Source organism: Amycolatopsis sp. NPDC104775, assembly GCF_055583325.1.
In genome coordinates this window covers 1,392,544-1,403,763 of sequence record NZ_JBVJOE010000001.1, presented here as the reverse complement: position 1 = coordinate 1,403,763, position 11,220 = coordinate 1,392,544, and the positions used below count along the sequence as shown (strand labels likewise).

Sequence of the window (11,220 nt, the reverse complement as noted above, 5' to 3'; positions counted from 1 at the left end):
TAGGAGGAACCGACGTGGCGCAAAAAGGCTGTGGGGTGTGTGGGGGGGGTGGGTGGTGGGTGGGGGTTTGTGGGTGCCCCCCCCCCCCACCCCCCCCCCCCCCCCCCCACGACTGTCGCAGTTTGCGAGCCGGAGGGCTGGTGCTCGGAGGCTTGCCTGAGCCAGCCGAGGTGGCTGGGCGGGAAGGGAGCGTCGCGTAGGCGCTGGCGAGATGGCTGGGCGGGAAGGCAGAGTCGCGTCGGCGCTGGCGGCGGAGGGGGCCCCTGCTGGCACATCGCGTGTCCCGCAAGCGCTTGCTGCGCCTTCCCTCGCGCTTGTCGCTCTTTCCTGCGGTTTCCGCAGGTCCCGCACTCTCGGCCGCCATTCCTCGAAGGAGCGGCTGCCGCTCCGCCGCCGAACCCCCGCCCAGCCGTCCCGCCCCCACCGTCAAGACTTCGTCCACAGTGGACAAATCACCGCCGCCACACCGCCGCGTTCGCTACCGTAGAGGGCATGATCGATCTGCCGCTTTCCGCACTCGAACTCGCGCTCGTCGAAGCCGGGCAGTCGGCCACGGCGGCGCTCGAGCCGCTTCCGGCCGTCGCTCGGCGGCTCGACGACCTTGGCTACCGCCGGCTTTGGTTCGCTGAGCATCACGGTTCCCCGGCCATCGCCAGTGCGTCTCCGCAGGTGCTCGCGGCGCACGCGGGCGCGGTCACGTCCCGGGTGCGGGTCGGGTCCGGCGGGGTGCTCGCGCCGAACCACGCGCCGTTCGCGCTGGCGGAGCAGTTCGGCACGCTTTCCGCGCTCAACGGCGGCCGGGTCGATCTCGGCGTGGGGCGCGGGCCGGGGGCGCTCGATCCGGACATCATCCGCGCGTTGCGCCGCGGGGCCGAACCGGCCGGAGAGGCCGACTACCACGCTGACGTCGACGAGCTTCTGACGCATCTCGGCAGTGACAAGGTCCTCCCGGGCGGCGTGATCGTGCCGGAGCCGTGGCTGCTGAGCTCCAGCCCGGCGGGGGCGGAGGTCGCCGCCGAGCGGGGGTTGCCGATCGCGTTCGCGCATCACATCCGGCCGGACAACACCGCGGCCTCGCTGGAGCGCTACCGGGAGAAGTTCCGGCCCTCGAAATGGCGTTCGGAACCGTACGTGCTGTTGTGCGTCGAGACGATCTGCGCGGACACCGAGGCCGAGGCCGAATACCTGTCCGGGCCGATGAACGTCCTCAAATCCCATTTGCTCGCCGGCGGCGGGGGAGACCAGCCGATGCTCACGCCGGAGGCGGCCGCGGAGTACGAGTTCGCGCCGGAGATGGTGCCGCAGCTCGAGCACTTCCGGGCGGCGCAGGCGTATGGCGAGCGGGAGCAGGTCCGGGCGCGGCTCGCGGAGCTGGCGAAGCAGACCGGCGCGGACGAAATCATGGTCACGGTGCCGGTCTTCGACGCGAAGGCGCGCATCCGCTGCTACGAACTGGTCGCCGGGGAATGAAAAGGTGCGGCAGGGTGACCGGCGCCGCTCCGGTCACCCTGCCGCGGCTTATCCGGCGAACGCCGCGCCGGGGAACTTCAGCTGCACCACCACGTTGTCGATGGTGTCCGGCGTGCCGCCGAGCTTGTCGTTGTTCGTCGAGGTCACCCACAGGTGCCCGTCCGGCGTCTTGGTCACCGAGCGCAGCCGGCCCCAGCGGCCGGAGAACACCGCGGACACGTCGCCGACGCTGTCGCCCTTGATCTGCGTGACGAACAGCTGCTTGCCGGTCACCGCCGCGATGTAGATCCAGTCGTTCACGATCTCGATCCCGGACGGCCCGGCCTGCGAGGTCGGCCACGTCTTCTTCGGCGCGATGGTCCCCTTGCAGTCGCCGATCGTGCCCTCGCAGGCCGACCAGCCGTAGTTGCCGCCCTTCTGGATCAGGTTCAGCTCGTCCTGGCTGCTCTCGCCGAACTCCGACGACCACAGCCGCCCCTGCGAATCCCAGGCGAGGCCCTGCGGGTTGCGGTGCCCGTAGCTCCAGACGTACCGCGCGTTGCCGCCGGTGGCGTAGAACGGGTTGTCGCTCGGCGCGGAACCGTCCGGGTTGAGCCGCAGGATCTTGCCGTTGAGCGAGCTCTTGTTCTGCGCGTTGGCCTTGACCTTCGCGTCGCCGACGGTGGCGTACAGCTTGCCGTCCGGGCCGAACGCGATCCGGCCGCCGTTGTGGTACTGGTTCTTCGACATCCCGGTCAGCACCGGAGTGGTGGTCTTCGACAGCGTGGTGCCGTCGTAGGTGACCTTCACGATCCGGTTGTCGCTGGCCGAGGTGTGGTACAGGTACACCGCGTGGTCGGTGTTCCACTGCGGCGAGATCGCCAGCCCGAGCAGGCCGCCTTCACCGTTCGTCGTGACCACGCCGGGGATCTTGCCGAGCGTCGTCTTCTTGCCGTCCGGGGTGATCTGCAGCAGTTCGAACCGGTCCCGTTCGGTCACCAGTGCGTTGCCGTTCGGCAGGAAACCGACCGCCCAGCCGAGGTCGACCTTCGCGATGTCCTTGTCGTACGACGGGATTCCGCCGCCGGCCCCGGTGCTGCTGGTGGTCTTCGCGGTGACCGCGTTGCTCGCCGCGGAGGCGTTTCCGTTGGGGTCGCGCGCCTTCACGGTGAACGTGTAGGACGTGTTCGGCTTGAGGTCGGTGACCGTCGCCGACGTCTGCGTCGTGGTCGAGACGACGTTGCCGCCCTGATACACGTCGTAGCCCGCGATCGAGCCGCTGTCGTCGGTGGAAGCCTTCCAAGACAACGAAATGCTGTCCGAAGTGCTGCCGGTGACCTTCAGCGAACCAGGCACGCTCGGCGGAGTTTTGTCGTCGCTGGGCGGGGTTTTCACGCCGACGACGTTGCTCGGCTGGGACGGGTTGCCCGCCGCGTCGTAGGCGATCACCGAGATGTCGTAGGACGTGTTCGGCGTCAGCTGGTCGACGGTCGCCGAGGTGGTCTTGCCGTCCACGACCTTGAGCGTGTTGCCGCCGCGGTTGATCTCGTACCGCGTGACGCCGACGTTGTCCGTCGCCGGGTCCCAGCGGAAATCGGCCGCGGTGGGCCGGATGTTCGACGCCTGGAAGTTCTTCGGCGGCGTCGGCGGCTCGGTGTCGACCGGGGCGGAGAAGCTGTCGGTGATCTTGTCCGTGTTGGGCCCGCCGTTCGCGGACGCCGAAACGGTGCGCACGTGGTTGACGCCCGCGGTGAGCTGGACGGTCGCGGTGACCGTCTTCCACGTCGTCCAGGAACCCGTGCCGGGGAAGGAAACCGTGCCTTTGTCGCCGCCGTCGACGACGAGCTTCATCGGCCGGTCATCGGAGGTTCCGTTGGCGTAGCGGAAAGTCAGCGTGTGCGTGCCGGCCTGTGCCGCGTTGACCGAGTAGTCGGCGTAGCTGCCGACGAGATTGTCGAAGTCCACGAAACCCTTGCCGGAGTAGCCGGAGTGGTTCGTGGCGATCTTGGCCTGGGAGAGCGTCGCGTCCTCGGACTCGTAGTCCCCGGTCGCCGCGGTCGCGGTCACGGGGGTCAGCAGTGCGCAGCCGAGCGCGGTCGCCGCGGTACCGGCGAACAGCGCGCTCAACGTCGAGCGTCGTGCCACGGGGGCCTCCTGCTTGAGGGGGATCGGGGCGGCGGCGGGGAAGTGCTCAGCAACGGGTCTTCGTTAGGAAACTTTCCTATTTATCGGGACAGATCACACACCCTCGGCAGGTGCGGTGTCAATAGTGCGATCGCGGCATTACGCTCCGCAGCGAGTTCCGCGGAGCGAACCGGGGTCAGAATCCGGCGATGTCCGCCCGCGCGATCACCTTGGTGATCCTCGCCCGGACGAGGGATTCTTCCGGGACGGCGTTGCGCTCGCCGTAGGCCGGGCCGTTCTCCTCGCCCATGTACCGCGCGCCGAGCCGGGTGGCCCACTCCAGCATTTCGTCCAGGTCGTGGTGCAGTTCCGCCTCGGCGGTGAACTGGACGTAGGAGAACGGCGGCCGCTGGTCGTCCACGGCGAGCGAGATCCGCGGGTCGCGGCGCAGGGCCTTGCCCTTGAGCGTGTCCGTGCCGGTGGTGAAGATCAGCTCGTCGCCGTCCGGGCCCTCGTTCAGCAGGAACCAGACCGGCGTGACGACCGGGGCCCCATTGGCCCGCACGATCCCCAGCATCCCGGTCCGCGTGCCCTCGCTCGCGAACTTCCACCACTCCGCCCTGGTCATCTCCCGCATACCGGTCACGCTAGCCGTCCGCGTGTGCGGGCGCTCGGGCAGGCCGACTAGCCTGACCTGCTGTGCGATACGACGAGATGGGCGCGGCCGGGCTCGCCGACGAGGGGCTGACCCGTCGGCTGAAGGCGCTCGCCTGCACCGCGCCGTTGCACGACCTCGACGCGCGCAAGGCGAAGCTCGACTGGGCCGACGCCACGGTCTACCAGATGGCCGAGATCGCGCTGCACACGATCGACCAGGTCACCATCGCGATGGACTTCGACACCGGGGCCGGGCACGACCAGGTGATCGACCGGCTGCTGCCGTTCATCTCGCTGCAGGCGCCCTCTCGGATGCCGGAAGAGCACGTGCGCGTCGCGAAATGGGTGCTGGACAACCTGATCAACGTCGGCACCACCGACCGCGGCTTCCGGCGCGTGTACGGCTCGCTCGGCCCGGGCGGCTACCAGCGCCGCCAGTTCGACTTCAAGCTCCTGGTCGAGCTGGCCGCTCCGGACGGCGAGGTGTACCTGCGCGCCACCGACGAGGCGATCAACGTGCTGGTCGGCGCGCTGGACACGGACGTCGAGTCGGCGCAGATCGCGGCCGAGGTGAAGCTGGAGAACCTGATCAACCGCGGCCGCCTGGCCGACGCGAAGCTCGCCGCGGAGCAGGCGCGCTACCGCACCGTCCAGTACGGCGAGACGCTGCGCGCGAAGCTCGACGCCACCCGTCGCGACGTGCGCGCGGTCGACTGGGAGCAGGAAGTGCCGGAGCTGATCGAATCGGCTCTCGGGCACATCGAGTCCCGGTTCCGCGCGGAGAACGCGATCCTCAAGAACATCACCACCGCCCGGGACGAATCCGAGGACGCCGACCACAAGCGCCGTGCGGCCGAGCTGGTCGACATCGTCGCCGACTGCATCCGGCGGCACACCAAGCTCCAGTCGCGGCTCGCCGACGCCGGTGCGGTCTTCCGCGCCGAACAGGACCGCCAGCAGTTCTCCGGACCGCCGCAGCGGGCCACGATCGACCTGTTCGGCCAGCTCCTGATGCCGACGCTCGGGCTGCCGCTCGCCGACGCCACCGCGCCCGCCGAGCACTTCTTCCACGCCGTCGCCGGGATCGCGACGCCGGTCGTGCCGTCGTTGTCCTCGCTGGTGTCGCTGCTGCTGCGGCCCGCGCCGGAACGGGATCAGCTGGTCGGCGAGGTGCCGGAGCCGGAACTGGTGCCCGCCGAGGTGACCGACCGCTTCGGCGACGACGTGTGGCGGCTCGCGGACGAACTGCTCGACCTGCCCGACGTGCCGCGCCGGCTGTCCGGGTTGCTGGAGGACGCGCGCCGCTCCGGGCAGCCGAACCTGGCGTCCCTGGTCGCGCTGCGTGCGCTGCACGCTTACAGTCCCGAGGTCGGCGCGGCGCGCCGGCAGGGGGAACGCCACGTGCTGCTCGCCGTCGACGACGGCACCCTGCTCGACGACCCGGAGTTCGGCGGGGCGGATCTGCTGCTGACCACCGCGGAGGTCGAACGAGCTGACGACGAGACCGAGGAGGTCGCCTGATGCCGGTGACGCACACGAGCGTCGACGCCGAGGCCGCCGCGCGCCTCGTCGCGTTCGGGATGCGCCCGAAGCAACTGCCCGCCCGCGACGTCGTGTACGGCGAGCTGGTGCGCCGTTACGGCGAGGACAACGCGTTCAAGGCGCTGACCCACGCGGTCGCGTCCGGGCTCGGGCTGATGGTGCTGGAGGTGACGCAGCAGGCCGGCTGCGTGCTCGCGGCCACCGACGAGTCCGTCTTCGAGATCAAGATGGACAGCTATGCGCGGCAAGCCAAAATCCGCGAGCGGCGCGAGACCGAAAAGGTGCTGCACGGGCTGATCCACCTCGCGACGGCCGCGCTCGGCTACCCGCGGCCGGACGATCTGGCCAACGACACCTACATCGGCCGCGTGAGCGTCGAGCAGGTGGACGCGATGGTCCGCGAAGCGGCTCGCGTGCTCGATGAGCGAGCGCAGCTGGCCGAGGCGAACAACGACCCGCTCGCGGACGCGCCGGAGCTAGAGCAGGCGTGGCGCGCGTACGCCCGCCGTCCGGCCGCCGCGGCGACGAAGGACGGCCGGATGGCGGCCGACACCACGCGCGGCATGGTGTCGCGGGCGCTGCGATTCCTTGCCGACCAAGGTTTTCTGGTGCAGGTGAGCGACGAACAAGGCGGCACCTACCGCACGACGCCGCGGTATCAGATCCAGGTGCGCGAGCTGGCCGCGGACGCCGCGTTCGACGACCTGCTCGCGCTCGACGTCGTCGCGGTCGCCGGTGCTGGGGGCACACTGCGCGCGACGGCCTCGGACACGCTGCAGTGAGGGAATCAAGGTCCGTGAGGGGAACCCTGAGGGAATCAGAGTCCGTAAAGGTGGCCTTCACGGACCAGCGGGCGGATCAGGCGCGGTAGAGGGGAAACGGATGTACGAGCTTTCGCGGGTCCGCCTGCATTCGGTGGGCCCGGCGGGCGCCCGGTACCAGGACGTGGTGCTGGACTTCAGCGGCGTGGGGGCCACGATCACCGCGCCGAAGCAGGACGCGCTGTTCTCCGCGGGCATCCACGCCGGCGGCCCGGTGCGCCGCCCGTCGCCGGCGAGCGTGCTGTTCCTGGAGAACGGCGGCGGCAAGTCCGTGCTGATCAAGCTGATCTTCTCGGTGATGCTGCCCGGGCGGCGCCAGGTCGTCGGCACCACGAGCACGAAGGTGCTGGAGAAGTTCGTGACGGCCAAGGACGTCGCGCACGTGGTGCTGGAGTGGCTGCACGTCGAGACCGGGCAGCGGGTGATCACCGGCAAGGTGTCGGAATGGCGCGGGCACGTGACGTCCGCGGACTCGGAGAACCTGGTCGACTCCTGGTACTGCTTCCGCCCGACCGCCGACGTCGGCCTCGATTCGCTGCCGCTGACCGAGGACGGCCGCCTGCTCACCATGTCCGGCTTCCATGACCGGATCGCCGGGGCGGCGATGGCCGAACCGGAGCTGGAGCTGTTCTGGACGCGCCGCCACCACGAATGGACCGGGCGGCTCGACCAGCTCGGCCTCGACACCGAGCTGTTCCGCTACCAGCGCGCGATGAACGCGGGCGAGGGCGAGGCGGCCGACGCGTTCCAGTTCTCCACCGACGAGGCGTTCGTGGAGTTCCTGCTGCGCGCGGTGCTGTCCGAGGACGAGCCGAAGGACCTCGCCGAGGTCGTGTCGACGTACGCGAACAACCTCTCGCAGCGCGGCGATCTGATGGCGGAGAAGGAGTTCGTCGAGGGCGCGCTGGAACTGCTCGGTCCGCTGGCCGAGGAAGAAGGCGTGGCCGCGGCGTCGCGCCGGATCGCCGAATCGGCGCGGGAGGACCTCGGCGAGCTGGCCGGGCGGATCCACGCGCGCAACGAGCTGGAGAACGCGCGGCTGTCCGGGCTGGAGGACCACGTCGAGGAGGTGCGGACCGCCGAAAAGCTCGCCGAGGGCGACCATCGGCGGCTGACCGCGGGCGTCACCGAACTGCGCCGGCTGGTCGCGGTGCTGCGCCTGGAAGAAGCGCAAACCGAACGCGAACGTGTCGACGCCGAGCTGGCTGAGGCGAAGACGCAAGCGGAGGCTTGGCGCGAAACCGCGACCGTGCTGAACCGGCTGAACGCCGCGCGCAAGGCGAAAGACCTGCGCGAGCTGGTCGGAAACCGCGAGGAAAAGGCGAAGCCCGCGTTGGCCGCGCGGGACGCGGCGGCGGTCGCGCTGGGGCGTGGTCTGCTTTCGCTGGCGCGGGATGCGCAGCGGCAGGCGGACAAAGCCGAGGCGCACGCGGACGCATTGCGCGCCGAAGCGGAGAAGGCGCAGGCCGAACGCGATGAGGCGGCGAACTTGGCTGCTGGCCGCCGAGCCGAGGCTCGCGGGCTGTCGGCGCGGATCGCTGAGCTGCGCGAGGAAATCTCGGAATCTGTCCGCAGTGGACTGTTGACCTCCGGTGCGGATGTCGCGGAAGCGGCGCGGTCCGCGCGGGCGGAAGCCGAGGCCGCGGCGGCGGAATCCGTTCGCCGGGAACAGGAACTCGACCGGGTCGGCGAGGATCTGCAAGCCGCGCAGCGTTCGGTGAACGAGGCGCATCAGCTCGCCGGGTCCACTCAGGACCGTCTGGTGCGAGCGGCTGAGGACCTGGATCGGGCGCACAGGCGGACCGACGCGCTGGCCGCCGAACCGCGGTTGATGGAGCTGCTCGGAGCGGACGACGTCAAGCTGGAAAGCGATCTTCCGGTACTGCTGCAGCGGTTGCGTGACGCGAGCGCCGCGGTGGAGAAGGAACAGACCGCGCTGCGGATGGAAGAGTCGGCCGACGAGCGCGCGCTGGCCGCGCTGGGTTCGGGCGGGCTGCTGCCGCCGCCGGAGGACGTCCAGGCCGCGCTGGATGCGTTGGAGCAGGCCGGAATCACCGCGTGGTCCGGTTGGCGGTATCTGTCCAAACTGGACTCGGTGCGGCGCGACGAAGTGCTGGAGCGGATGCCGCAACTCGTCGCCGGCGTGCTGCTGAACGACGCGGCGCAGGTGAAGCGGGCACGAGAGGTGCTGGCGGCTTCGCGGTTGTTGCCGAGCGCGGTGATCGCGGTCGGGACCACCGAGGCGTTCCAGGCCTCCGACGTTCCGGCCGCCGCGGGCGTCGAGTTCCTCGTGCCGCCGAACCCGGCGATGTACGACGAAGAAGCGGCCGACACCGAGCGGGAAGCCGTGGCGCAGCGGCATGCCGAACGGCAGCGTCGGCTGGAGCAGCTGGCGGAATCGCTGGCGGCTGATGGGGCGTTGACCTGGAAGCTCACCACCTGGCGCGAGGACTACCCGGCCGGTGCGATCGGGACCCTCGCCGAGCAGGCGGAAAACGCGCGCGTCGCGCGGGAGACGGCGCAGACCGCGCTGGCGCAAGCCGAAGCGGAATTCGCCCGGTTGAGCGAAAAAGCCGCCGCGCTCCGCGAGCGAGTCCCGGCGTTGCGGGCCGCTGCCACGGAAGCCGAGGAGAAGGCGCGCCGGCTCGGCGAACTGGCCGCGCGGGCCGCGCGGGTCGCGGAATGGACCGAAGAAGTCGAGCGGGCAACGGAAATCGCGGAGCGAGCGGAGGCTTCGGCGGCCGAGGCGTCCGCCCGCGCGGCGCGGTTGCGCGAGCAGGCGGCGGAGGAACAGCGGACCGCTGACGGACACCGCCGCACCGTGACCACCGCTCGGTCCGAGCTGGCTGAGGTGCCGGGCGCGGCTGAGCTGCCCGAGGATGTCGAAGCTCCGTCGCAGCCAGTGGATGCGTTGCGGCGTACCTTCGCGTCGGCTTCGGAGGCGTACGCGAAGGTCGAGGTCGGCAGCGATCTCCGGGCCGAGCTGGAGCAGGCCGAATCCGCCGAAGCGGCCGCGTCGTCCGCGTTGGAGGCGCTGGACGAAGAGGTCCGGGTGCGCGCGGCGACGTTGCTGGAGACGCCGGACGGTTCGGACGCTTCCACGCGAGCGGCGGCGCTGGCGCGGGCGCGGCGGGTCGTCGACGCATTGGAAGAGGAACGCACCGAGGCGATCGGCCAGGTGTCGACGCGGCGAGCCGAACTGGACGTACTGCCGTTGCAGACCGGCGTCGCGTCTCCGGCCGAGCGGCCGCGCGACATCGAGCACGGCCTCGAGCTGATCGACGCGGCCTCGCTGGAAGTGTCCGCGGCGGCCCGGAAATGGGAAGAGCTGCAAGAACGCCGAGCGGCGGCGGAAGCGACGCTGGACGCGGCCAAGGCTTCGGCGTCCGGCTTCGGGTTGCTGTCGGAATCGTTGGCGCACTTGCGTTCGGACGAACCAGCGGAAGCCTACGACGGCGATGTCGAGTCCGCGCGGACGCGATACAACCAGCTCAACACCGTCCTGAACGACGCGCAGTCGGCGGCCGACGCCGGTGACCGCCGGGTGCGCGCGGCGGCGGACCAGCTGGCGCAGTACGCCACCGAGAAGCGGTTCGAAAAGCTCAGCACGCCGGTGCGGCAGCAGGTGATTTCCGTGAAACGAGACCAGCTTCCCGCGCACGCGGCGGAATGGAGCGAGGCGCTGCGGCCCCGGCTGCGGACGCTCTCCGACGATCTGGCGCAGATCGACCGGCACCGCGGCGGCATCATCACCCGGCTGCAGGGCATGGTCGAAGGCGCGTTGCGCACCCTGCGGTCGGCGCAACGGGTGTCGCGGCTGCCCGACGGGCTCGGCGACTGGTCCGGGCAGGAGTTCCTGCGGATCCGGTTCACCGAGCTGGAAGACCATGTGCTGGCGGAAAAACTGGGCGAGGTCGTCGACGAGGCGGCCGCGGGCAAGACCGCCGACGGCCGCGACGTGAAACGCGACGGGCTGTCGCTGGTGCTGCGCGGGGTGCACGTCGCCGCGCCCAAGGGGTACCGGGTGGACATGCTCAAGCCGGACTCCGTGCTGCGCACCGAACGGCAGCGGGTGTCGGAAATCCGCGACGTGTTCTCCGGCGGCCAGCAGCTGACCGCGGCGATCATCCTGTACTGCACGCTCGCCGCGCTGCGGGCCAACAACCGGGGCAAGGCGCGGAACCGGCATTCCGGAGTGCTGTTCCTGGACAACCCGATCGGCCGGGCGTCGGCCGGGTATCTGCTGGAGCTGCAGCGCGCCGTGGCGGAGGCGCTGGGCGTGCAGCTGATCTACACGACCGGCTTGTTCGACGCGGGCGCGCTGGCGGAATTCCCGCTGATCGTGCGGCTGCGCAACGACGCGGATCTGCGCGCCGGGCGGAAGTACCTGTCGGTGGACGCGACGATCCGGAATTCCCTCGACGACCTCGGGGACCCGGACGGGGTGGCGCGGCTGTCGGCGACGCGGATGTTCAGCCGTACCGCTTCTCCGGAACTGCCTTCGGGACTGCCTTCGGAGGAAGAGAAACCCGCCTGACGGGCTGGGGGGGGGGGGGGGGGGGGGGGGGGGGGGGGGGGGCGAAGGGGGTGGACTAGGGGTAACGGGGCGCAACCACTCTCCCTTCTC

Annotated in this window: 5 protein-coding genes and 1 pseudogene; 4 read left to right on the top strand and 2 right to left on the bottom strand. The window is 70.5% G+C overall.

Going from position 1 to position 11,220, the window contains the following annotated elements; genetic code table 11:
* Positions 1–492: 492 nt before the first annotated feature.
* On the top strand, positions 493–1,470 hold the full coding sequence (locus tag ACZ63D_RS06090; protein ID WP_465353193.1) for an LLM class flavin-dependent oxidoreductase: 978 nt from the start codon (positions 493–495) through the stop codon (positions 1,468–1,470).
* A 51-nt stretch (positions 1,471–1,521) separates the two neighbouring features.
* On the opposite strand, the pseudogene ACZ63D_RS06085 reads toward ACZ63D_RS06090, so the two are convergent.
* Positions 1,522–3,567, bottom strand: a pseudogene (locus ACZ63D_RS06085) (PQQ-dependent sugar dehydrogenase); the annotation flags it as partial.
* A gap of 202 nt (positions 3,568–3,769) precedes the next feature.
* Complete coding sequence (locus ACZ63D_RS06080; RefSeq protein WP_465353192.1) at positions 3,770–4,210, bottom strand: PPOX class F420-dependent oxidoreductase; 441 nt, start codon at positions 4,208–4,210, stop codon at positions 3,770–3,772.
* A gap of 77 nt (positions 4,211–4,287) precedes the next feature.
* Between ACZ63D_RS06080 and ACZ63D_RS06075 the strand changes: the two genes are divergently transcribed.
* The 3 genes from ACZ63D_RS06075 (at position 4,288) to ACZ63D_RS06065 (ending at position 11,130) form a co-directional block, all read left to right on the top strand.
* Positions 4,288–5,751, top strand: coding sequence for a hypothetical protein (locus ACZ63D_RS06075; RefSeq protein ID WP_465353702.1), 1,464 nt, complete (start codon positions 4,288–4,290; stop codon positions 5,749–5,751).
* Positions 5,751–6,554: a hypothetical protein gene (locus ACZ63D_RS06070; protein ID WP_037814632.1), complete on the top strand. Its 804-nt coding sequence runs from the start codon at positions 5,751–5,753 to the stop codon at positions 6,552–6,554. Before ACZ63D_RS06075 ends, ACZ63D_RS06070 begins: the two co-directional genes overlap by 1 nt.
* Before the next feature lie 100 nt (positions 6,555–6,654).
* Positions 6,655–11,130, top strand: coding sequence for a hypothetical protein (locus ACZ63D_RS06065; RefSeq protein ID WP_465353191.1), 4,476 nt, complete (start codon positions 6,655–6,657; stop codon positions 11,128–11,130).
* Positions 11,131–11,220: the final 90 nt, after the last annotated feature.